Raw genomic sequence first — 23,048 nt, 5'->3', positions numbered from 1 at the left:
CTTTTCATTAAGAAAGGATGGAGAAGAATCTCCATCCCTATATCCATAATTATTATTTTGAATATCCACCTAAGCTTTGTTCAGCCATTTGAACTAAGCGTTTAGTGATCTCTCCACCTACAGAACCGTTAGCACGTGCTGTTGCATCTGGTCCTAAGTTTACACCAAATTCAGAAGCGATTTCATACTTCATTGAGTCTAAAGCTTGTTGAGCTCCAGCTACTACTAATTGGTTGCTACTGTTGTTGTTAGCCATCTGTATCTCACCTCCTTAAGTAAGTGTAATGATAGTATGACTCTAAACCGATTTCATATGTATTTAAAGACAATGTAAATTTTGGAAAATGAATGTAAATGAAAATAAGCAAAAAAAAAGCACTAGATCTTGCTCTAGTACTTTCAAATTATTGTATTAAACGTAAAAATTGCTTTGTACGATCTTGTTTTGGCTTTTCTAATACTTCACTTGGATGACCTTGTTCAACAATATAGCCACCATCCATAAAGATGACTTCATCTGCAACGTCTCGAGCAAATCTCATTTCATGCGTTACTACTATCATCGTCATGCCTTCTTCTGCTAATTCCTTCATCACCTTTAAAACTTCCTGTACAAGTTCTGGATCTAATGCAGAGGTTGGTTCATCAAATAAAATGACAGTCGGTTCAAGTGCTAATGCTCTTGCAATACCTACACGTTGTTGCTGACCGCCAGATAGTTGATGAGGCAGTAAGTTGATTTTATCTTCTAGTCCTACTTTAATCAGTAAGTCAGTTGCTTTTTTCTTCGCAACTTCTTTTTTAACTTTTTGTACTGTAACTAAACCTTCCATCACATTTTCAAGTGCAGTTAAATGTGGGAACAGATGATGTTGTTGAAAAACCATTCCTGTTTTACTTCTTAATGAAATAATTTCTTTTTTAGACACTTTATTTGAAAAATCAATTGTTTGATCATCTATTGTGATTTTACCGTTATTCGGTTGCTCTAGTACATTTATACATCTTAAAAATGTCGTTTTTCCTGAACCAGATGGACCGATAATTGCGGTTACAGTCCCTTTCTGAACATTTAAACTAACATCTTTTAATACTTCTAATTCACCAAAACTTTTTTGAATATTTTCTAACTTAATCATATCTCTCTTCCCCCACTATTTTGCAACATATCGTTCAACACGTGCTTCTAATCGTCCTTGGATGATTGATAGGAAGAAGCAAATAATCCAATATATAAATCCAGCTTCAGTATATATTAATAAAAATTTAAAGTTAACTGCTGCAATTTCTTGGGCAGTACGAAACATTTCAGTAACTAAAATTAATGAGGCTAATGAAGTGTCTTTCACTAAACTAATAAAAGTATTTGATAACGGTGGTAATGACACTCTAGCAGCTTGAGGAATGATAATTCTTTTTAATGTTTGATTATATGTCATACCAATTGAAGAAGCAGCTTCCCATTGGCCTTTATCAATAGATTGAATCGAACCACGTATAATTTCAGATGCATACGCACCAACGCTTAATGAAAAACCGATAATAGCTGAAATATATGGTGATATTGTTAATCCAATCGATGGCAGACCATAAAAAATAATAAATAATTGAACTAGTAATGGTGTTCCTCTAATGATTGAAACGTACACTCTTGCAATAGCATTTAAGAATTTATTACCCGATAGACGGAAAAGCGCAGTAATAAAGGCCAATACTAAACCAACGATAAAAGTAATAATCGTTAATGGAATAGTTCCTGTTAAAGCAGTTTTAACCATTGGAAGGAAAGATTCCTTCACAATGGTTATTGAGTTACTCCAGTCTTGTTGTAATATACTACTTAGTACCATCTTTACCAAACCATTTTGTTACGATCTCATCATACGTTCCGTCTTCTTTCATTTCATCTAACGCTTTATCAACTGCTTTTACTAAAGAATCGTCATCTTTGCGGAACATTAATCCACTATCAGACGCATCATCTTCTAATGCAGCGATTTTCACTTTCGTGTCGCCAGTTTCATTTAGGTAATTTTGAATTGATAATTTATCGTTAACAGTCACATCAGCACGGCCAGTTTCAATTAATTGGATTGCTTGACTGAAACCTTCAACTCCGATTAATTTAGCACCATAATTTTTAGCGATATCACCATAGTTACTTGTTAATGATTGTGCTGCAGTTTTCCCTTGAATTTCTTCCAATGCTTTTATGTTGCTATCACTTTTTACAACTAACGCTGCCGATGAAGTAATATATGGTTGTGAGAAATAATAATCTTTCTCACGTTCTGGTTTGATACCCACTTCATTAGCAATCATATCAAAACGTTTTGCATCTAAACCTGCAAACATTGCATCCCATTGTGTTTCTGAGTATTTTGCTTTAACGCCTAAACGTTTAGCAACTTCATTTGCAATATCAACATCAAAACCAGTTAATTTTCCATCTTTATCGTGGAATGTGAAAGGTGCATATGTACCTTCAGTTCCAATTTTTAATTCTCCACTATCTTTAACTTGTGTTAATAAATCTTTTCCTTTTGCCGAATCGCCTTCTTTATTTGCATTGCAACCTGCCATAAAGCCTGCTGCTAAAACTAATGACCCTAATGCTAAACCAATTTTCTTAATATTCATTCTCTAATCTCCCTTAACCTTATCGGAATTATTTGTTTTAAATATATTTCATGTATTGATAAATTACAACAAAAAACTACTATAAAATTATTATTTTTATTTTCAGCTTTTTAATTCTATCTTTTTTAAACAAAAAAACTCGGCTCCTAAGAACCGAGTTTACTTTGTAAATTTTGCTTACTAATTTTAACAATTACACTCTGAATTCTTCTATTTTGAATTTCATTTATGATGAAAGTTAAGTTTTTATATTGTAGTGATTCCCCTATACTTGGAACATGTTTAAAGCATTCAAAGATCCAGCCACCAAGCGTTAAATACCGGCTCTTTGGCATTTTCATTTTTAAAATATGGAAAAAATTAGATAAAGACATAGAAGCCTGGAATTGATATTCATTTTCGTTAACCTGAATAAACTCATTATTTTCGAGCTCATCAAACTCATCTCTAATTTCCCCAACTAATTCCTCTAAAATATCCTCTAATGTGACAATTCCTGATGTTCCCCCGAATTCATCAACGACAATCGCTAGATGGGCGTTCTCCTTTTGAAGCATTGTTAAAACAGTTGAAATTTTCATCGTCTCCATAATAAAAATTGGTATCCTGATTAACTTTCTAATCTCAACTTCTTGTTCCTGAAGTAAACTCGTTAAAAATTCTCTTTCTGACAATATCCCAATAATATGATCGATATCCTGATCGTACACTGGAATCCTTGAATAACGCTCATTAAGAAAAATATCGCGGACCTTGTCGACAGTTTCATTCACATCAATTGCAACTACTTTTGTGCGGGGTGTGAGTATGTCATTAATTATTTTTTCCTTAAATGTTATCGATCTTAATAATAATTCATCTTCATACATATTTATCTCATTCTTTTGGCTGATATATTCCTGAATTGATTGTTGTCGATTTTCCAGTATATTACTTTCAACTTCATTCTCATGTTCCTTTTTAAAAAGGCGAAAAAAACCCAGTATTCCTTTTCCCGAGGGAGCATCTGCCAAACACTTCACGCCCTTAATATGAATTTTTGAAACTTAAAAATGTCGACAATCCTTTACAAATATTTAATTAATATGTATTCATGAGAGGAAAAATTATGCAAAAAATTTCCTCTTACTTTAAAGCAGCAAGAGGAGAAAATGAGGTTTAGTACGAAACAATTTAATAATAAGTTGATTATTATTCATTTCAATTTCATTCTGGAGTGATCTAACAATCAATCTTATGTTTTTATTTTATAATAAAAATTAGGTTTATTTAGAATGAAAATGTTACTTTTTTGTGAATAATATCACAATGTATTTCTTTTACATAACTCTTAATTCATTACTTTCTTGAAATGCTATCGATACCATTTGATTCCATAATCAGTTCACCTTTTGTGCCACTTAAAGCACAATTTATCATAGCTTTTGCAACTGTTTCTCCTTTAATTGGTTTATATTTCTTTAAAGGTCCAGTAAATATAAATGGCATGATTGTTGAAATTTTTTCGGCCACTTTTTCGCCTAATCGTATTTCTATTCTTTCACCTAATAATAAGGACGGTCTAAATATAAACAGTCCTGAAAAGTGAAATGCTCTTACATCTCTTTCAACTTCACCTTTTACTTTGCTATAGAAAATATTAGAATGACTATTTGCTCCCATTGAACTAATCAGTAGCAAGTTTTGCACATTTGCCTTACTAGCTAATTCGGCCACTTTTAAGGAATAATCATAATCTACTTTCCTAAAATTTTCTTTTGTTTTCGCTATTTTAATCGTTGTACCGAGACAGCTAAATACATCATTTACTTGAAAGTATTGCTCGTATTCTTCTAGTCGATCAAAGTTTACAATGATTTCTTCCAAATTTTCATGATTTAATCCACTGCTTTTTCTAACTAGAATTGTAATTTTTTCAAAAGCCTCATTCTGAATCAATTGATTTACTACATTTTTACCTATTAAACCTGTTGCACCAACGACTAACGCTTTTCTTTTCATATATGTACCTCATTTTTAATTTAGTTACTAATCGTTTTCTTTTATCTTTAAAATAATATCGTTATGTTATGAAGCTCATTATAGAAATTTTTACAATTCTAATCAAATAAAGAAAGGATTAAAGACTGATGCCTTTAATCCTTCAGAAATTGTTATGAGCTTACTGACTGTACAAACTCATTTATTTTTTTTATCTCTACTAATTTTATCTGATTTGAATCTAATTCAACTACTTTAAATTCATAATCTTCAAATACGATTGACTCACCTTGTTGAATATCATGGTTTTGCGTTAAAATCCATCCACCAATTGTATCTACATCGTCTTCTTCAACATAAAGACCAAATAGATCATTGATTTCAGATATTAAAACTTTCCCTTCAACAATTTTATGAGACTCTGTAATATGTTGAACTGCTGGTTTTTCATCATCATCATACTCATCTCTAATTTCACCAACAATTTCTTCAAGTATATCTTCCATTGTTAGTAAACCTGCTGTTCCACCATATTCATCATATAAAATCGCAAGTGGGATACGTTTCTTTTGCATCTCAAGTAATAAATCATGAATTGCGATAGTTTCAATTACTTGAATAACAGGCCGAGTATAATTTGTTAACTCGTAAGAACTATCAACTTTTCCATCTAAATAACGAATAAAAAAGTCTTTTACGTTAACCATACCGATAATTTCATCTTTATCTTCACCAAAAACTGGATATCTCGTATATTTTTCTTTCTTTATCGTTTCAATTTGTTCCTCAATTGGATCTTCTGCATATAATCCAATAATTTCAGTACGAGGGACCATAATTTCTTTAGCAAGTCGGTTGTCAAACTCGAAAATATTATTTAAATATTTATATTCAGCTTGATTAATTTCTCCACTTTCAAAGCTTTCAGATAAAATAATTCGCAATTCTTCCTCAGTATGAACTTCATCTGATTCAGATGCTGGTTTAATTCCAAATAATCCTGTAAAAAATCTTGCAGAACCATTTAAAGCCCAAATAAATGGGTAAGCTATTTTATAGAAAAGAATTAATGGTGCAGAAAGAAGCAATGTTACTGTTTCAGCTTTTTGGATTGCTACAGTTTTTGGAGCTAACTCACCAATAACCACGTGAACAAATGTTACTAAAGCAAATGCAAGTATAAATGAAATTGAATGTGCAACTGCTCCACTTAGTCCAAGATATTGAACAACTGGATGTAAGATATGTTCAAATGTTGGTTCCCCTAAGTAACCTAAACCTAAAGCCGTAACAGTAATACCTAATTGACAAGCTGATAAATATTCATCTAAACTCGCCGTAACCCTTTTCGCAGCTAATGCGCCCCTTTTTTTCTCAGCTACCAGTTGATCGATTCGACTCGATCGAACCTTTACTATTGCAAACTCCGCTGCAACGAAAAATGCTGTAAGTGCGATTAAAACTGCAATCAAAAACAAGTTAACTATGTCCAATGACGAACCCGAGTAATTTACTCGAGTATTCACCTCCTGAGATTTTCAATCTTTATTATTAATTTATGAAACTACTAATTACATTACCATATTCTGTCAGAATATTCATGTTTCAACTCTGACACATGGCCTTACTAAACAATCATTGATAAAAGATTCTATTTTACAAAAAACTTTAGTGTTTGTAATAGCGGAGATGTATGATGTGATAATGTACTAACTAAAGCATTTTTTTCACTTTCATCCATATCTGATATAACAGGTACTAATTGTTGTAATTTAGACTCCAACTCAATAATTTGGTTTGAAATCAATTGAATTTGTTCAAAAACACAATTTTTTTGATTATAGTTATTTTGTATTAATGATTTTATCTCATCTAAAGAGATCCTCATTTGTTTACAATGTTCAATAAACCGTAGGGTTTCGATTGCCTCATTGGAATAATATCGATAATTTGATTCAGATCGTTTTGCTTCCAATAACCCCAGTTTAGTATAATAATCAATTGTTCTTTTTGAAACTTGCGCTACTTCAGCTAACTCACCAATTCGATACTCGATCCCAATTGACAAACCTCCCCTCATTATAGATTAATATTATTATATAGTTTAGAAACTATACAGTCAAACGTTCCAGTTTAAAATGGAAATGGACATTTATCATATATATACGTTAGATAATAGCACTATTAGTAAATGTATTAAGAATAATCAAGAACTGATAACCTTTATACTTATTATTTATAGTATGATTTAGTAGATTTCTATATAACCGAAATGGAGGTGTATTATGTGAGATTAACAGATCAGATCATTCAAAAAGTACCATTGTTACGCTCAGCTAAATCGTTCACTCAAATTACGAAAGGGTTCTCTTACGAGGAAAAGTGGCAAGTCCTATCAGAAAGCGGAGATATTCTATTTTTAAAGATTTATGATTTTGAGCGTTTAGATACAGCAAAATCAGTTTACGAGCATCTAGAATATTTTCATCAAATCGGCTCACTCGTGCCGAAGCCAATACAATTTATTGAACTACCCGGGGATTCGATTTGTATCCAATTTGTATCAAGTATAAACGGAGTTGATGGTGAGGAAACTTTACATAAGTATTCAAGTGATACGCAATATAAGCTAGGCTATCAAGCAGGCAAGGAATTAAAAAAACTACATTCACTTTCAGATCCTTTACCATTACAGACATGGGAACATTACAAACTAACTAAGCACAATAGATACTTAGATTTACTAAGTGAGTCATCAATTATATTCCCTGAGATAAACGATATTTTACATTTTATTGATCAGCACATTCATTTATTAAAAGATCGACCAGTTCGGTTTCTTCACGATGATTTCCACCCATCAAATATCATTTTTAACGATGGTGAATTAGCAGCTGTTATTGATTTTGATCGATTTGAATGGGGTGATCCATATCATGATTTTCACAAAGTCGCCTTATTTACAAGTGAGATCAGTAAACCTTTTGCGATTGGGCAAATAGACGGTTACTTCACTGACAACATTCCGGATGAATTTTGGCAATATTACACACTTTATGCTGCAATGATCATTCCTTCAGATATTATTTGGAGCTATAAAACAACACCACATTTAATTGAGACAATGTGGAAACGAGTATACAGAATCTTAGTGGAACATGAAAACTTTAAAAATATGATTCCTTCGTGGTATTTGAATAAGAGTAATCATCTATAAGGAGACTCTTTTTACATATTGCCCTTACAATTTAACGAAACGCAAAAGTAGCTTGTCATAAGACAAGCTACTTTCGTTTTACTTCTTATTTGGATAAATTATTTTTTTTGTTTTTTCATCTTTGACAATTCGTTTACTGTTTAATTTTGCAAATTTTATCGCATCATTGCTTGAAGTAAATATATCAAGTTTATCTTTACCTAAATAAACACTATATCTGAAATTAGCATTTGATTTAAAATATACATTTTTATTTGTCTTTAAATCTAACACCCTTCTTCCAGCCTGCACATTTGCGAATTTGTCAGCTGTTTTTCGATCTGCAAAAGTATATAAAAGTTTTTCATGTAAATAAACTGCATAACGATTTTCGTTTTTCCATATTACTTTACCATCTAAAGTTTTTATCGATGTTTTTAAATTCATACTTGCTAATTGTTTTGCATTATTTACATTATAAAATGATTTTAAGAGCTTAGTATTTTGATAGACTGCATACGTCTTTTTAGTGTATGTGTAAAAATTAACTAATTTATGTTTCTCTTGATCTGAACTTACATTCGGTAATAACAATGTATATTTGTTACCTACGCTTGTTATTAAATACAATTTATTGTATTTATCAACAAATTCTCCATCAATAATGAAGTTCCTATTTCCTTGTAAATAATTAGCATAATCAGATAATTTCGCTTCCGTAACAACACCCAATGAATTAAATGTAACTACCTTTGTTCCTTCAAGCTTTAAGTCTATTTTGGATCTTTGCGCTAAATGACCACCTAATGAATGGCCTGTTAAGGTAAATGTCGCTCCTTTATATTTACTTAAAATTGATTGTGTAAATAATACTGCATCAGCATCTTGTGGATGATAGACAACACCTGTTTTTTGTGTTAAATCAGTTGAAATTTTAGAAATTGCTTCAGTGTTATCCTTCCAATCTTTATCTGTTAAAGAACCAGCAGAACCTTTGTATGAGATAATATATTCATTCTTTGCTTTATCTGGATTCTGTAAAACGATCGCCTCAAAACCTACATTAACTGATCCACCGTTTTTTGAAACAGAAACAACCGTCCATTCACCTAGGGCATCTTTTATTTCTGAGCTAACTCCTACAATATCTTTTACCTTTTTTCCTTCACTCTTATATACACCGTTTACATATGACAAATCTGATGCATACAATTCTTTGTATTGACCATTTATATCCTCTAACTCACTAGCTTGAGCTGTAGGTAATACATGAAAGAATAATGCAAAACTAAGTACGAATCCAATAATCTTTTTCAATTTTTCCTCCTGAGAAACATTTATTTGTTCTTAACTTAAGCATATTTCTCCATATCACGAATGTTTCCTGCTTTATTTTGAAAAATTTTCGTAAAAATAGAATTTATTTTGACAAAAACAAACCTTTTATTGACCTTCAGTTTGCCTTGGTTTAAAGTTAGAATATTATAAAAAATTAGGTGAGGATGATATTATGGAGCGCGTTTATAACTTCTCTGCAGGGCCCTCTGTCTTACCAGTTTCAGTGTTAGAAAAAGTACAGAAAGATCTAGTTTCATTTGGTAATGCAGGAATGTCGGTAATGGAAATGAGTCATCGTTCTAAAGAATTTGAGGAAATCATTCAGAAATGTGAAGCTTTATTAAGGGAAATTTTAGAAATTCCAACGAACTACAAAGTATTATTTTTACAAGGTGGAGCTTCAACTCAATTCTCAATGGTACCATTAAATTTATTAAAAAATTTCCAAACTGCTGCATTTATTAATACAGGTTCTTGGTCTAAAAAAGCTATTTCTGAAGCAAAAAAATATGGAGAAGTTAAGATTATTGCATCCTCAGAAGACAAAAATTATTCCTATATTCCTAAATTAGAAGATTTATATATTGATCCTTCTATTGATTACTTACATATCACATCAAACAATACAATTGAAGGAACAAAATTTTCAACTTATCCAACTTCAAAAGCACCTTTAGTTGCTGACTTTTCATCAAATATTCTCTCTGAACCAATTGATGTTTCTAAATTTGGGTTAATTTATGCCGGAGCTCAAAAAAATATTGGTCCTGCTGGATTAACGATTGTCATTATTCGTGATGATTTAATTGGCCATGCAAACAATCTTTGTCCAACCATGTTAGATTATAAAACTCACGTTGGCGCATCCTCACTTTATAACACACCGCCTACATTTAGTATCTATGTTTCTAAACTCGTATTAGAGTGGATTAAGGAACAAGGTGGCCTTAAACAAATTCATGAAAATAATCTATTAAAAGCAAAATTATTGTATGACTTTATCGATCAATCGCCTATGTTTTCTTCACCAGTTGAAATCGAAAGTAGATCATTAATGAACATTCCATTTTCAACATCTTCAGAAGAAATAAACAAACAATTTTTAGTTGAAGCTTCAGCTAATGGATTTGTGAATCTTGAAGGTCATCGCTCTGTTGGTGGAATGAGAGCAAGTATTTACAATGCAATGCCAGTTGAAGGAATTGAAAAGTTAGTTCAGTTTATGAGTCAATTTGAAAAGAAAATAGTAGAGGTGATTGAATCATGATTAAAATTCAAACTTTGAATAATATTTCTAAAAACGGGATAAATGAATTTCCAATACAAAATTATACAATTGAAAACGATATGAATGAGCCCGATGGCATTCTATTAAGAAGTTATAGTATGCATGAAATGAATATTCCTGAAAGTGTAAAAGCAATTGCAAGAGCAGGTGCTGGTGTAAACAATATTCCGATCGACGATTGTACAGCACGAGGAATTGTTGTATTTAATACCCCTGGTGCCAATGCGAATGCAGTGAAAGAGCTTGTATTAACTAGTCTTCTACTATCATCTCGACGTATTCTTGAAGGTGTTGAATGGACCCGTTCTTTATTTGGTGAGAGTAAGATTACAAAAATAGTTGAAGCTGGAAAAAAAGAATATGCAGGAGTAGAAATTGCTGGAAAGAAATTAGGTATTATCGGATTAGGAGCAATTGGAGCCCTCGTTGCCAACGATGCGCTAGCACTAGATATGGAAGTATATGGTTATGATCCTTATATTTCCGTTGATACAGCTTGGCGATTATCAAGAAATGTACAACGCATTGATAATCTTGAGGAAATTTTCTCAACTTGCGATTATATTACGATTCACGTACCTCTAACAAATGAAACAAATCGATTTGTGAATGAAAGATTATTATCACTTATGAAAAAAGGAAGTCGACTATTAAATTTCTCTCGTGCTGAATTAGTTGATGATATTGCTCTTGAAAATGCATTAAATGATGGAACTGTTGGTGTGTATGTAACTGATTTTCCAAATGAGAAGGTCATTGGAATGCAAAATGTGATCCCAATTCCTCACCTAGGTGCTTCTACGAAAGAATCTGAAGAGAATTGTGCTCGAATGGCTGCAAAACAATTAAAGAATTACTTAGAAACAGGAAATATAAAAAACTCGGTCAACTTTCCTAATGTAGAACTCCCATATACAGGAAAGAAACGAATTACTATTTCTCATAAAAACATTCCAAATATGGTTGGTCAAATTACTGGACTACTAGCAAAATATCATGTAAATATAGCGGATATGCTTAACCGAAGTAAAGGTGCATATGCCTATACAATGATTGACCTTGATGACATAATCAACGAGCAAGTTGAAAATTATATTAAGCAAATTGAAGGCGTCATTAGTGTGAGAATCATTTAAATTTAATAGATAAATAGAAAAAGGTAGCTCATTTTAAATGAGCTACCTTTTTAACATTTTAATCTAATTGTCTGATTACTTACTTGTCAAAGTACCATTCGAAGTAAATTTCGTATTATAGGAAATCTTATTTAATTTATTAATAATCGTTTGATTATATGAATTGTTAACTGGACGCGGTATACCATTCGTAATTTTTAGAGGAATAATAGAACTTTTTACTTTATTATTTTCTAGCGTCAGTTTAACGATCATACTTTCTTGGCCTTTTTGGTCATTTGCGCCATCAAATATAAAGTTACCTAGACTGTAATAAATAGGTGCCCCTTTATACATCTCTGTTCCCATGAGTGTATGACTATGACCTCCAATAACTGCATCTACTCCGGCATCAATAAATTGTTTACCTAGTTGTCTAGCATAATCCTCTGGATAATCTTTTCTTTCCTTATTCCAGTGAATCATAATGATTGTATAATCTGAATATTTTACGGCAGTTTTTACATATTGCATCATAGGATTTGTTGTATAGGCTGAAGCAATACCTGCCTTATTCGTAGAAGCAAACCAAGAAGCTTCAGGTAATACTCTACTAAACCCTAAAATAGCAACTTTCTTTCCATTAATTGTTCGATACTGTGCAGAAAAAGCTTCCTTTGTATTCTTACCAGCACCGACTGTACCAATATTAGCTTTCTTAGCATTATCAATTGTGTCCATTAAAGCTGTTTTTCCATAATCAAGAGAATGATTGTTTGCTAGTGAAACAATATCAATCCCTGAATTCTTAATTCCTTTCACAATTGAAGGGTCTGCACGAAATGTAAATTGCTTATTTTCTGCTTTTCCTCTTTTTGAGATACTCGTTTCTAAGTTTACATATGTAAGGTCAGACTGTTTAAAATATGGACTAACATATTTGAAAGGATAGTCAACTCCATATTTATTGATCTGTGATTCAATTTTCCCCTCAAACATGATATCCCCTGCTAAAGTGATTGTAATCGGTTTTTGAGCTTTTTTCGTTGTAATAGTCCCAGCTGCATATGCCGTTCTATCAATCTTAAAACCTACTCTACCAATATCTGTCATAAATAGAGAAGATAATAGTAACGTACTGCAAATAGTAGTCAAACTAAATTTAAATGCTTGTCTCATCTTATATTCCCCTCTCTAACATGATGTTACTACTATTTTCATCATACCACTACAAAATAAAAAAACTGTCAAAATTTGACAGTTTTTCTTAAGATTGTTCCATTTTTGTTTATCTTTTTTATCATTTGGGTGAAAAACTATTGCCTCTTTACGGTTAATTAGACAATCAAATTTTATTCAAAACAATTTTCAATAATTGTAGCTACTCCTTGGCCACCGCCAATACAAAGTGTTGCGAGACCATATCTAGTTTCTCTTCTCTTCATTTCATGTATTAAAGAAACCAATATCCTTGTTCCACTTGCACCGATCGGATGACCTAATGCAATTGCACCACCATTTACATTAACAATATTCTCATCAAAGCCACATTCTTTCATTACTGAAAGTGATTGAGAAGCAAACGCTTCATTCGCTTCAATTAATCCAATTTCACTTAATTCTATATTTGATTTCTCAATTACTTTTTTAGCCGCAAATGCTGCACCAATTCCCATAATGCTTGGATCTACACCCGCACTACTATTAGCACTTATTTTTACAAGTGGTACGATTCCTAGCTCTTTTGCTTTTTTCTCACTCATAACGACAACTGCAGACGCACCGTCATTTATACCAGAAGCATTTGCTGCAGTAACTGTACCATTTTTATCAAATGCCGGTCTTAATGTAGATAATTTCTCAAACGATGATCCAAATTTTGGGTACTCATCTTCTTTGAAGATAATAGGATCTTTCTTTCTTTGTGGAATTTCAACAGCAACGATTTCTTCAATAAAGTTACCGTTTTTAATTGCTTGCTCAGCTTTTTGTTGGCTATGAATTGCGAATTGGTCTTGCGATTCTCTAGAAATCTCATATTGTTCCGCTAAATTTTCAGCAGTAATTCCCATATGATAATCATTAAATGCACACCATAACCCATCTGAAATCATACTGTCTACTACTTTTTGATGTCCCATTTTATAACCTTCTCTAGCTCCTTGAAGCAAGTAAGGTGCCTGACTCATATTTTCCATTCCACCAGCAACGATAATATCAGCATCTCCAGCTAAGATTGCTTGTGTTGCTAAATGTACTGTTTTTAATCCAGATCCACATACTTTATTAATTGTCATAGCTGAGACAGATTGAGGTAATCCTGCTTTGATTGCTGCTTGTCTTGCTGGATTTTGACCTAAGCCAGATTGTAATACATTCCCCATAATGACTTCGTCAACTTGGTTTCCTTGAATACCTGCTCGATTAAGTGCCTCTGCAATTACCTTTGCACCTAAATCCACAGCTGATATATCTTTTAACGACCCATTAAAATTTCCAATCGCAGTTCTGACAGCGCTTACAATTACAACTTTTTCTCCCATTTTTAATCCCCCTAATTACATTAATTTTTAATGAATTCATCAATTTCATTCCTATGAATGTTATAGTATTTAATTTTTTCATAAAAGGTTGATTTACTAATATCTAATAGTTTAGCAGCCTCTATTTTATTACCATTTGCTTCAACTAATGCTTGTATTACTGCATTTCGTTCTGTTTCTTCAATTAATTCTTTTAATGACTTTGTTAATTTTATTTCACTTTTTATGTAGTGTGATGGATCAAGATTTAATAAGATTTTATTTGATGGATTTTCGTATAAGTAAAGAGGTAATTGCTCAGGTGTAATGACATTACCCGTTAAAACATTTACACATCTTTCAATCACATTTTCTAGTTCTCTAACATTTCCCGGCCAATGATGAGACTTTAAAATTTGAAGAACTTCATTTGAAATTTGTATTCCATTTCTATGAAATTTTCTTTCTAGTTTTTTTAATAAGGCATTAGCAATTAAAGGAATATCTTGGATTCGATCACGTAATGGTGGAATATCTACTTTAATCACATTTAATCTGTAATATAAATCTTGGCGAAATTCCTTTAATACAACCATATCTTCTAGGTTTCGATGAGTAGCTGCAATGACGCGAACATCAATGGAAATCGGTGAATTTCCACCCACACGCTCAATTTCTTTTTCTTGAAGAACTCGAAGTAATTTACTTTGCATTGGTAAGGACATATCTCCAATTTCATCAAGAAAAATTGTCCCTCTATTTGCTATTTCAAATTTCCCTTTTTTCCCACCACGTTTTGCACCTGTAAATGCACCTTCTTCATAACCAAAGAGCTCTGATTCTAGTAAATGTTCTGGTATAGAAGCGCAATTAACTCTAACAAAAGGAAATAGTCTTCTTGGACTTGCATCGTGAATTGCATGAGCAAATAATTCTTTTCCTGTACCTGATTCCCCAAATAATAGAATGGCAGATGAACTCGCCGAAACTTTCTCAGCTAATTGTTTTGCCCCATGAAAAGATGGTGTAGACCCTATTAATTGGCTAAAACTATATTTACTTACTAATTCTTTTTCAAATCTTTTTTTATAATAATTTAATTCTTCGATAAGAGGTTCTACCTTTTTAGAATATTCCAACCAATCTTGTGCATTTCTAAACATGACAGTTCCAACGGCACCGACTAATTCATTATCTATAAATAATGGATATCGATTTGCTACCATTTCTGTATTTTTTATCGGATGAATTTCAGCTACTTCAGCCTGCCCTGTTTTCGCAACAAAATGCATTCGTGAATTCTCAATTACATCTTGAACATCCATACCAATTACTTCATCAGGATCTCTATCAACAAATTTACAATATGATTCGTTCATATAGAGTACTTTTCCGTCACGATCAACGACTACAATCCATTCGGCAGCTAAATTAACTATTTCTTGAATCCAATTAAATGGTAGGCATTGAAGCATTTTATTCATTCGTGTTTCCCCCACTTTTTAAATCAAGTAAAATTTTATGCTACCTCTATTATAACTTAAATATTAAAAATAATCAGAAAAAAATAAATAAGGAAAAGCGGGATAAAGAAAAGGAAAGGAAATAATAGCCTTGGACTGATACAACTATTTCTCCTAACTTTACATTTTTTCCTTACTCTTTTCCTTATTTCCCTACTTTTTAAACCTTACTGTACTGTATAACCTGCATCGATTACATTCGCTTGACCCGTTATACCACTTGTATATTGACTAGCAAGAAATACTGTATAATTTGCAATTTCTTGTACCGTCAATAAACGCTTTTGTGGAACTAATGGGTAAATGACTTCTTCAATGACACTTTCTAATGGAACATTTCTTGTTTTTGCTAAATCAGCCAATTGATTTTGAACTAATGGCGTATCAACATATCCCGGGCAGATTGCATTCACTGTAATTCCATGCTCTGCTCCTTCTAAAGCTGCTACCTTCGTTAATCCAATCACACCATGCTTCGCAGAGTTATATGCTGCTTTCCCTGCAAAGCCAATCAGTCCATTAATCGATGACATATTAATAATTCGGCCATAATTTTGTTTTTTCATAACTGGAAAAACATGCTTAATGCCAATAAAAGGCGCTGTTAACATGACTTTTAATAGTAATTCAAATTTCTCAGTTGGAAATTCCTCAATCGATGAAACGTATTGTAATCCAGCATTATTAATTAAAATATGAAGTTCTCCATATTGCTCTACTACTTTGTCGAATACCTCTTTTACTTGCTCTTCATTCGTCACATCGCATCCGTAGGCAGTAGCATCAAAACCTAATTCCTTTAATTCGTTTGATGCATTTTGAACATTCTTTTCATTCAAATCTGTTAATACGACTGTTGCACCTTGCTCGGCAAATGTTTTGGCAATTTCAAAACCAATTCCACTACCGGCTCCAGTAATTAATGCGACCTTTTGTGAAAGCATTTGTTGCATTTTTCATTCTCCTTTCACCCTTAGTTCACATTGTTTAACAACTGAGGGCTAACGATAAATGCTGCTTCAGTTTTTTCACGGATTTCCTGGATTGTTGCTTCACCAACACACTCTACTAAAACCATACCTTTGTCAGTAAAATCGAATACTGCTAATTCAGTAATTAATCTATGAACAACACCCTTACCTGTTAAAGGTAAAGTACAGGCTTTTTTCACTTTGCTCTCACCGTACTTATTTACATGCTCCATGACTACAACAATTTTCTTTGCACCATTTACTAAGTCCATGGCACCACCCATACCTTTTACCATTTTCCCAGGAATCATCCAGTTTGCTAGATCACCAGTTTCAGAGACTTCCATGCCTCCTAAAATTGCCAAGTCAATATGACCACCTCTGATCATTGCAAATGATTCAGCACTATCAAAATATGATGCACCCTTAGTAGCAGTAACTGTTTCTTTTCCTGCATTAATTAAATCAGCATCAATTTCAGTTTCAGTTGGATAAGGTCCAATACCTAATAATCCGTTTTCAGATTGAAGCATTACATCAATGCCCTCTGGAAGATAGTTAGCTAATAATGTTGGTAGACCAATTCCTAGATTAACGTACATGCCATCTTGAATTTCTTTTACAGCAGTTTGAATGATTAATTGACGAATATCTTTCATGTTTAGCCCCTCCTATACTCCAGTTGTCATTCTGCGTTCAATTCTTTTTTCATATGTCTGACCATGGAACACATGTTGTACATAAATGCTAGGTGTATGAATTTCATCAGGATTTAGATCGCCTGTTTCAACTAATTCTTCAACTTCAGCAATTGTTACTTTTCCAGCCATCGCTGCAAGCGGATTAAAATTACGTGCTGTTTTTCTAAATACTAGATTTCCTTGTTGATCACCTTTCCATGCTTTCACAAATGCATAGTCTCCTGTAATACCTTCTTCTAAAATATATGTTTTTCCATTAAATACTTTATGTTCTTTTCCTTCAGCAATTGGTGTGCCTACCCCTGTGGCTGTGTAAAAGCCAGGAATCCCTGCTCCACCTGCTCGTATACGTTCTGCAAGCGTTCCTTGTGGTACAAGCTCAACTTCAAGCTCTCCACTTAAAAACTGCTTTTCAAAAATTTTATTCTCACCTACATATGAAGAGATCATTTTTTTTATCTGTTTATTCGCAAGTAAAAGTCCCAGACCCCAATCATCTACACCACAATTATTACTAACGATCGTCAAGTCTTTTGTTCCCTTGTCTCTTAACGCTAAAATCATTTTCTCAGGAATACCACATAACCCAAAACCACCAACAATAATCGTAGCTCCATCTTGAATATTTGCTGCTACCTCTTCAATTGATGTAATAACCTTATTCTTGCTCATAATACTGCTCCCTTCAAAAGTAAGATTAATAGAATAGATTTTAATAAAGCCCTGTTAGTTTAAATACTGCGATGACAAAGAATACTGCAACTGTTTTTATTATTGTAATAGCAAAAATATCTTTATATGACTGGCGATGAGTTAATCCAGTTACAGCTAATAATGTAATAACAGCACCATTATGAGGTAATGTATCCATACCACCAGATGACATTGAAATAACACGATGCATTACTTCAGGTGGAATATTAAATTTATTAATTGCTTCAACATACTTTTCTGACATTGCACTTAAAGCAATTCCCATACCTCCTGATGCTGAACCTGTAATACCAGCTAGCGTAGTCGTTGTCACAGCACCATTTACAAGTGGATCAGTAAATGTTGTTGAGATTCCTTTACTAACTACACCAAAACCTGGTAATGCTGCAATTACTCCACCAAAACCATATTCCGCTCCAGTGTTCATTGCTGCTAATAATGCGCCACCGATACTTGCATTAATACCTGTTTGTAGATTTTTACGGATTCGTTTGAAACCATAAATCATAGCTGAAAAAATACCGATAATTAATGCACATTCAACAGACCAAATACCAACAACTGCTGGAATTTGAACTACCCCAAATGCTTCTAATCCGATTGATTTGAAATCAAACCCATTTGGATACCATTTCGGAAATGACGTAACAAAAAACTTATTTGAAATACCAACTAATAATAATGGTACAAAAGCTAAGACTTGACTTAATACTGTAGATGTATTCGTCGTTAAAGATGTCGCTTCTTCATTGTTCACCTGTGGTTCGTTTGCTGCAGCAAGCTCCCCATTAAAACCTAAGTAACCTTCACCAGCTTTTTCAGCTTTTTTACGTCGAGATTCTAAATACCACATACCTGTTGCGATTACAAAAATCCCTCCAAGAATCCCTAAAATTGGAGCTGCATAAATATCTGTTTTAAAAAATGTAGTAGGTATAACATTTTGAATTTGAGGTGTTCCAGGTAATGCGTCCATTGTAAAAGTAAATGCACCAAGTGCAATTGTTCCAGGAATTAAACGTTTAGGAATATTTGCTTCACGGAATAAATTAGCAGCGAAAGGATAAATTGCAAACACTGCTACGAATAAACTAACACCACTATATGTTAAAATTGCACCCATTAATACGATTGCTAAAATCGCTCTCTTTGCACCAACTACATTGATAATTGTTTTCGCAATAGATTCTGCAATCCCAGACATTTCAACAATCTTACCGAAAATAGCTCCAAGTAAGAATACAGGGAAATACAGTTTAATAAAGCCAACCATTTTTTCCATAAAGATATTACTAAAGAATGGAAGAACATAACTCGGCTCTGTTAATAATACAGCGAATAAGGCACAAATTGGCGCGAATAAAATGACAGAAAAACCACGATACGCCACAAACATTAAAAGTCCTAAAGATAATAAAATAATTAAAATTTCCATAATACCCTCCCTTTAATACAAACATATTGGCACCTTTGTTAACGCTTACATTTACTAATAATTAACCTGATATGTAGGTTTTGTTAGATCTATTTCTCCTTTCCTTGAAAAATACTATCTAACATCATATTAGCAAGTAGTGTGCCAAGTTATATTTGGAATGATAGAAATCTATAATACTAGCAATTTCAATTGAATTTACAATATTCAAACATTTTAAATGAAAAGAATTTCCGAAAAACTGGAAAATTTCATTGATTACGTTCCGAATACTCGGAAATTCCAGGACTTCGGAATAGTGTTCAACCTTTATTTTTGAACATTTTGTGAAATTTGAATTAAGTATTCAGGAAAAATACCCTATTCGAAAGTTTGAATCAAATAGGTAATTTCTAATTTCTTCTATAAAAAGAAAATGACACGTATTATATTTCTCCATAAAACTACAAAATACCTTTTTTCATCTTTCATAAAATGATTTAAACAAGTGAGTATATAAAAAAAAAGAGAATAATACTCTTCTTTTTTATTTTATCTCTTTTAGTACTCTAGCAGGATTGCCACCTACTACAACATTGTTAGGCACATCTTTCGTTACTACTGCTCCTGAAGCAACTACAACATTGTCTCCAATCGTAACACCTGGATTAACAATTGCTCGACCACCTAACCAAACATTATCTCCAATTGTTACAGGTTTACCAAACTCTACTCCACTTGCACGTTCAATTGGATCTAGAGGATGAGTCGCAGTATAAATATGTACACCAGGCGCCATAAAACAATTCTCACCTATATTGACTGGACAAACATCTAAAATAACGCAATCAAAGTTAGCATAAAAATTTTGCCCAACATGAATATTGTATCCATAATCACAACGTAAAGTAGGTTCAATATACAAGCTTTCACCTGTTGATCCGAATAATTGTTTTAAGATTGACTCCCTCTTACTGCTTTCAGTCTCTGTAGTCGTATTAAACTCTCGTGTTAAACGCCTTGCATTTTCACGCTCTTTTACTAGCTCTGCATCTCCGGCAAGATACAATTCACCATTTATCATTTTTTCTTTTTCAGTCATTACAGTATCTCCCTTCATTAAATAATATGTACACTCTCTTCTACCAAAGTTTACTACTTATTATTTCTAATTAACAACTGATAACATAAGATGATAAAAAGATTCCTATATTTATTTAATCAAGTAGATTGCTTGTATCATTATGATCATTGAAGGAAGTTAAAGAATGAAGTAGAATAAAAAAATCTATCAATCTATTTCTTAAGGAGGTTTCATATTGGATTTAACTATTTATCTATCTTTTATTGGCGTATCTTTACTACTTATCATCGCACCAGGACCTGACAACATATTCGTTATGGCACAAAGTATTTCATATGGAAAAAAAGAAGGCATAGCCACAGCATTTGGGCTTTGTTCTGGCGTTACAATTCATACATTAGCCGCTTCAATTGGACTTTCTGCTATTTTATATCAATCCAATATTGCCTTTTCCATCTTAAAATACTTAGGTGCATTTTATTTACTTTACCTAGCATTCCAAGCATTTCGATCAAGTAATGAAGTTGGTGAATTCGCAAAACCTAAAAAACAAACTTTACCAGCACTTTACCGTCGTGGATTCTTAATGAATGTACTAAACCCAAAAGTTTCATTATTTTTCCTAGCATTCTTACCACAATTCATAGAAAAGAATGGGATATCAGTCCCACTACAAATGATCATCCTAGGATTAACATTTATGATCCTTACACTAATCGTCTTCTCAATTGTTGCCATATTCGCAGGAAGCTTAGGAGAAAAACTACTACAAAACGAAAAATCATCCCGCATCATCAACCTATCCCAAGGAGCCATCTTCACAGGAATAGGACTAAAACTATTTTTTATGGATAAATAGAAAAGTGGAAGGCGTTCGCTCAGCCCCGAAAAGCATAAGACAAGGACCAATAAAGGTTGCTCTTTAACCTTTATTGGGCTTTGGCTTATGACCTCGAGGGGCTAACGCCTGGAACTAGACATACTGAAAAGTGGAGGCGACTGGTTAGCTCCGACAAGCATAAGACGAAGAACGATGAAGGTTGCTCTTTAACCTTTATCGGGCTTTGGCTTATGACCTCGAGGAGCTAGGAGCCGGAACTAGACAAATAGAAAAGTGGAAGGCGTTCGATCAGCTCCGACAATATGAAAAAAAGAGTATCATCAGATACTCTTTTTTTGTTAATTTATTTTCAATTCTCCATCTTTTATCATATTCATTTGTTTTAACAGGATATAGACGATATAAGATACTATACCTGGAACTAAAATATATGTAACAATCATTGGAATGATACTTGCTGTCCCATGGGTTGATAGTAAATTCATCGGTGCTACCAATGCGCATAAGCCAAGACCTGCAATTTCTTTTGGCGCTTCAATATGAAATAGAAATGCAGATACTGGACCTGCAACAGCACTTGCTACTGTTGTAGGTATGAGTATTTTTAGATTTCGTGTTACATTCGGTAATTGTAGTTTGGGTGTTATGATCAATAAACCAAGAATACTACCAGGTTCATTTTCCCTTGCTGAGATAACAGCTAACCCAACAAACTGTGCCGCTGTTCCTGCTAATGCTGCACCTCCTGCAAGGCCGTCTAAATTTAATGCAATGGCTAATGCAGCTGAAGAAGCTGGCGAAACGATTAAAATCCCCCAAACAACTGCTAGTACAATTGATGAAACAATTGGTGATCCCTCAGTTGATTCCTTTATAAAATTCCCTGCAGTGACCAATATGGGAGATATCCATTTTGATAATGATAAACCAACTAAACCTGCTATAAGAATTGAAAATAATGGAACAATCATTAAATCTAATTTCGTTCTTCCTTGTACTAACTTCCCAATATAAATTGCAACTAATGCAGCGAGTAAAGCACCTATTGGTTCACCCATTTTGATGGTCATTGCTGTATTAACCATAGATAATGCGCCTGATCCTATTAAAGCGGCAGCCATTGCAGAAAAGATGATTAATGTATTTGCCCCTAGCAGAACTGCAATACCTGCTCCTATTGCTGGAGCCATTAAAAGCTTTGTTGATAAACCGATGATGGCAAACGATTCAATATGAAAAATCTTACCAATACTTTCAATTAAAGCTCCGATTCCAATCATTACAAAGACTGCATGGGCAATACCTTCGGACGCCTTAAAAACGCTATTTCTCATTTGTCCACTCATAATATACCTACCTTTTATTAGAAACTGTTTATAGTATTTGCATATTTTAACGAAAATTATGAATGAATTTAGAAGAAATCATAATTTACGATGATTCCACACAAAAAACGCCCAATTTATATTGGACGTTCCAGTTTTTAGACAATATATAAAAACTAAGAGCTTTTTATTATAACAAACATTAAGAACTTTTTAAACTTTCTTCCGCTATAAATAGTTGATTCAATACCTCTTTAGAAGAAGTACCACCTTCGCTAATTCTTGCTTCCATAACTGTTTTTGGATTCAAAGCATCATAAATATCTGACTCAAATACATTGTTAATTTGTTTGTATTCTTGAATTGTTAATTCCCCAAGAAATTTCTGTTCTTCTA

22 protein-coding genes and 1 pseudogene are annotated in these 23,048 nt (G+C 33.0%); 4 read left to right on the top strand and 19 right to left on the bottom strand.

Annotated elements, in window-relative coordinates:
* Nucleotides 1-52 precede the first annotated feature (52 nt).
* The 8 genes from V7056_RS03445 to V7056_RS03410 form a co-directional block, all read right to left on the bottom strand.
* On the bottom strand, nucleotides 53-256 hold the full coding sequence (locus tag V7056_RS03445) for an alpha/beta-type small acid-soluble spore protein (RefSeq protein ID WP_192601066.1): 204 nt from the start codon (nucleotides 254-256) through the stop codon (nucleotides 53-55).
* Between the two features lie 148 nt (nucleotides 257-404).
* On the bottom strand, nucleotides 405-1,139 hold the full coding sequence (locus V7056_RS03440; RefSeq protein ID WP_499699308.1) for an amino acid ABC transporter ATP-binding protein: 735 nt from the start codon (nucleotides 1,137-1,139) through the stop codon (nucleotides 405-407).
* A gap of 15 nt (nucleotides 1,140-1,154) precedes the next feature.
* On the bottom strand, nucleotides 1,155-1,850 hold the full coding sequence (locus tag V7056_RS03435) for an amino acid ABC transporter permease (protein WP_499699306.1): 696 nt from the start codon (nucleotides 1,848-1,850) through the stop codon (nucleotides 1,155-1,157).
* Complete coding sequence (locus tag V7056_RS03430) at nucleotides 1,837-2,634, bottom strand: amino acid ABC transporter substrate-binding protein (protein WP_499699330.1); 798 nt, start codon at nucleotides 2,632-2,634, stop codon at nucleotides 1,837-1,839. Before V7056_RS03430 ends, V7056_RS03435 begins: the two co-directional genes overlap by 14 nt.
* A gap of 152 nt (nucleotides 2,635-2,786) precedes the next feature.
* Nucleotides 2,787-3,653, bottom strand: a complete 867-nt coding sequence (locus V7056_RS03425) for a hemolysin family protein (protein ID WP_499699304.1) — start codon at nucleotides 3,651-3,653, stop codon at nucleotides 2,787-2,789.
* Nucleotides 3,654-3,978: 325 nt separating this feature from the next.
* On the bottom strand, nucleotides 3,979-4,641 hold the full coding sequence (locus V7056_RS03420) for an oxidoreductase (protein ID WP_499699302.1): 663 nt from the start codon (nucleotides 4,639-4,641) through the stop codon (nucleotides 3,979-3,981).
* A gap of 152 nt (nucleotides 4,642-4,793) precedes the next feature.
* On the bottom strand, nucleotides 4,794-6,113 hold the full coding sequence (locus V7056_RS03415; RefSeq protein WP_499699300.1) for a hemolysin family protein: 1,320 nt from the start codon (nucleotides 6,111-6,113) through the stop codon (nucleotides 4,794-4,796).
* Between the two features lie 158 nt (nucleotides 6,114-6,271).
* On the bottom strand, nucleotides 6,272-6,688 hold the full coding sequence (locus V7056_RS03410) for a MerR family transcriptional regulator (protein WP_499699299.1): 417 nt from the start codon (nucleotides 6,686-6,688) through the stop codon (nucleotides 6,272-6,274).
* Between the two features lie 219 nt (nucleotides 6,689-6,907).
* On the opposite strand from V7056_RS03410, the gene V7056_RS03405 reads away from it, so the two are divergent.
* Nucleotides 6,908-7,837 carry an aminoglycoside phosphotransferase family protein gene (locus V7056_RS03405; RefSeq protein ID WP_499699297.1) on the top strand — a complete coding sequence of 310 codons (930 nt, stop codon included), beginning with the start codon at nucleotides 6,908-6,910 and terminating at the stop codon, nucleotides 7,835-7,837.
* A 78-nt stretch (nucleotides 7,838-7,915) separates the two neighbouring features.
* Here the strand turns inward: V7056_RS03405 and V7056_RS03400 are convergent, their stop codons facing one another.
* Nucleotides 7,916-9,133, bottom strand: coding sequence for a Tle-like phospholipase domain-containing protein (locus V7056_RS03400; RefSeq protein ID WP_499699295.1), 1,218 nt, complete (start codon nucleotides 9,131-9,133; stop codon nucleotides 7,916-7,918).
* Between the two features lie 193 nt (nucleotides 9,134-9,326).
* On the opposite strand from V7056_RS03400, the gene serC reads away from it, so the two are divergent.
* Both serC and V7056_RS03390 read left to right on the top strand, forming a co-directional pair.
* Entirely contained in the window at nucleotides 9,327-10,421 is a 1,095-nt protein-coding gene (gene serC / locus V7056_RS03395; protein WP_499699293.1) for a 3-phosphoserine/phosphohydroxythreonine transaminase, read from the top strand.
* Complete coding sequence (locus V7056_RS03390) at nucleotides 10,418-11,578, top strand: phosphoglycerate dehydrogenase (protein ID WP_499699291.1); 1,161 nt, start codon at nucleotides 10,418-10,420, stop codon at nucleotides 11,576-11,578. Before serC ends, V7056_RS03390 begins: the two co-directional genes overlap by 4 nt.
* 75 nt (nucleotides 11,579-11,653) lie before the next feature.
* Here the strand turns inward: V7056_RS03390 and V7056_RS03385 are convergent, their stop codons facing one another.
* The 8 genes from V7056_RS03385 to V7056_RS03350 form a co-directional block, all read right to left on the bottom strand.
* Nucleotides 11,654-12,736 carry a CapA family protein gene (locus V7056_RS03385; protein ID WP_499699289.1) on the bottom strand — a complete coding sequence of 361 codons (1,083 nt, stop codon included), beginning with the start codon at nucleotides 12,734-12,736 and terminating at the stop codon, nucleotides 11,654-11,656.
* Nucleotides 12,737-12,909: 173 nt separating this feature from the next.
* Nucleotides 12,910-14,100 (bottom strand): acetyl-CoA C-acetyltransferase, encoded by a 1,191-nt coding sequence (locus V7056_RS03380; protein WP_499699287.1) that lies wholly within the window; start codon nucleotides 14,098-14,100, stop codon nucleotides 12,910-12,912.
* A gap of 20 nt (nucleotides 14,101-14,120) precedes the next feature.
* Nucleotides 14,121-15,563, bottom strand: coding sequence for a sigma-54 interaction domain-containing protein (locus V7056_RS03375; protein ID WP_499699285.1), 1,443 nt, complete (start codon nucleotides 15,561-15,563; stop codon nucleotides 14,121-14,123).
* 206 nt (nucleotides 15,564-15,769) lie between these two features.
* The gene (locus tag V7056_RS03370; RefSeq protein WP_499699283.1) at nucleotides 15,770-16,555 is read right to left on the bottom strand and encodes a 3-hydroxybutyrate dehydrogenase; all 786 of its coding nucleotides are present in this window, start codon (nucleotides 16,553-16,555) and stop codon (nucleotides 15,770-15,772) included.
* Nucleotides 16,556-16,575: 20 nt separating this feature from the next.
* On the bottom strand, nucleotides 16,576-17,232 hold the full coding sequence (locus V7056_RS03365) for a 3-oxoacid CoA-transferase subunit B (RefSeq protein WP_499699281.1): 657 nt from the start codon (nucleotides 17,230-17,232) through the stop codon (nucleotides 16,576-16,578).
* 12 nt (nucleotides 17,233-17,244) lie between these two features.
* The gene (locus V7056_RS03360; RefSeq protein WP_499699279.1) at nucleotides 17,245-17,946 is read right to left on the bottom strand and encodes a CoA transferase subunit A; all 702 of its coding nucleotides are present in this window, start codon (nucleotides 17,944-17,946) and stop codon (nucleotides 17,245-17,247) included.
* Nucleotides 17,947-17,986: 40 nt separating this feature from the next.
* Nucleotides 17,987-19,423 carry a GntP family permease gene (locus tag V7056_RS03355; protein ID WP_499699277.1) on the bottom strand — a complete coding sequence of 479 codons (1,437 nt, stop codon included), beginning with the start codon at nucleotides 19,421-19,423 and terminating at the stop codon, nucleotides 17,987-17,989.
* Nucleotides 19,424-19,949: 526 nt separating this feature from the next.
* On the bottom strand, nucleotides 19,950-20,504 hold the full coding sequence (locus tag V7056_RS03350; RefSeq protein WP_499699275.1) for a maltose acetyltransferase domain-containing protein: 555 nt from the start codon (nucleotides 20,502-20,504) through the stop codon (nucleotides 19,950-19,952).
* Nucleotides 20,505-20,721: 217 nt separating this feature from the next.
* Here V7056_RS03350 and V7056_RS03345 point away from each other — a divergent pair, with 217 nt between their 5' ends.
* Complete coding sequence (locus V7056_RS03345) at nucleotides 20,722-21,345, top strand: LysE family translocator (protein ID WP_499699273.1); 624 nt, start codon at nucleotides 20,722-20,724, stop codon at nucleotides 21,343-21,345.
* 320 nt (nucleotides 21,346-21,665) lie between these two features.
* Here the strand turns inward: V7056_RS03345 and V7056_RS03340 are convergent, their stop codons facing one another.
* Together V7056_RS03340 and V7056_RS03335 are read right to left on the bottom strand one after the other, a co-directional pair.
* Entirely contained in the window at nucleotides 21,666-22,673 is a 1,008-nt protein-coding gene (locus V7056_RS03340) for a PTS sugar transporter subunit IIC (RefSeq protein ID WP_499699272.1), read from the bottom strand.
* Between the two features lie 181 nt (nucleotides 22,674-22,854).
* Nucleotides 22,855-23,048 (bottom strand): annotated as a pseudogene (locus V7056_RS03335) (argininosuccinate lyase); the annotation flags it as partial.

It is taken from the genome of Bacillus sp. JJ664, from assembly GCF_036962205.1.
GTDB lineage: Bacteria > Bacillota > Bacilli > Bacillales > Bacillaceae_G > Gottfriedia.
This window is presented reverse-complemented; position numbering and strand designations above follow the sequence as displayed.

Coding starts and splice junctions, on each gene's coding strand:
- V7056_RS03445 (WP_192601066.1), bottom strand. CDS start 256: ATGGCTAACAACAACAGTAGCAACCAATTAGTAGTAGCTGGAGCTCAA.
- V7056_RS03440 (WP_499699308.1), bottom strand. CDS start 1,139: ATGATTAAGTTAGAAAATATTCAAAAAAGTTTTGGTGAATTAGAAGTA.
- V7056_RS03435 (WP_499699306.1), bottom strand. CDS start 1,850: ATGGTACTAAGTAGTATATTACAACAAGACTGGAGTAACTCAATAACC.
- V7056_RS03420 (WP_499699302.1), bottom strand. CDS start 4,641: ATGAAAAGAAAAGCGTTAGTCGTTGGTGCAACAGGTTTAATAGGTAAA.
- serC (WP_499699293.1), top strand. CDS start 9,327: ATGGAGCGCGTTTATAACTTCTCTGCAGGGCCCTCTGTCTTACCAGTT.
- V7056_RS03390 (WP_499699291.1), top strand. CDS start 10,418: ATGATTAAAATTCAAACTTTGAATAATATTTCTAAAAACGGGATAAAT.
- V7056_RS03385 (WP_499699289.1), bottom strand. CDS start 12,736: ATGAGACAAGCATTTAAATTTAGTTTGACTACTATTTGCAGTACGTTA.
- V7056_RS03380 (WP_499699287.1), bottom strand. CDS start 14,100: ATGGGAGAAAAAGTTGTAATTGTAAGCGCTGTCAGAACTGCGATTGGA.
- V7056_RS03375 (WP_499699285.1), bottom strand. CDS start 15,563: ATGAATAAAATGCTTCAATGCCTACCATTTAATTGGATTCAAGAAATA.
- V7056_RS03370 (WP_499699283.1), bottom strand. CDS start 16,555: ATGCAACAAATGCTTTCACAAAAGGTCGCATTAATTACTGGAGCCGGT.
- V7056_RS03365 (WP_499699281.1), bottom strand. CDS start 17,232: ATGAAAGATATTCGTCAATTAATCATTCAAACTGCTGTAAAAGAAATT.
- V7056_RS03360 (WP_499699279.1), bottom strand. CDS start 17,946: ATGAGCAAGAATAAGGTTATTACATCAATTGAAGAGGTAGCAGCAAAT.
- V7056_RS03355 (WP_499699277.1), bottom strand. CDS start 19,423: ATGGAAATTTTAATTATTTTATTATCTTTAGGACTTTTAATGTTTGTG.
- V7056_RS03350 (WP_499699275.1), bottom strand. CDS start 20,504: ATGACTGAAAAAGAAAAAATGATAAATGGTGAATTGTATCTTGCCGGA.
- V7056_RS03340 (WP_499699272.1), bottom strand. CDS start 22,673: ATGAGTGGACAAATGAGAAATAGCGTTTTTAAGGCGTCCGAAGGTATT.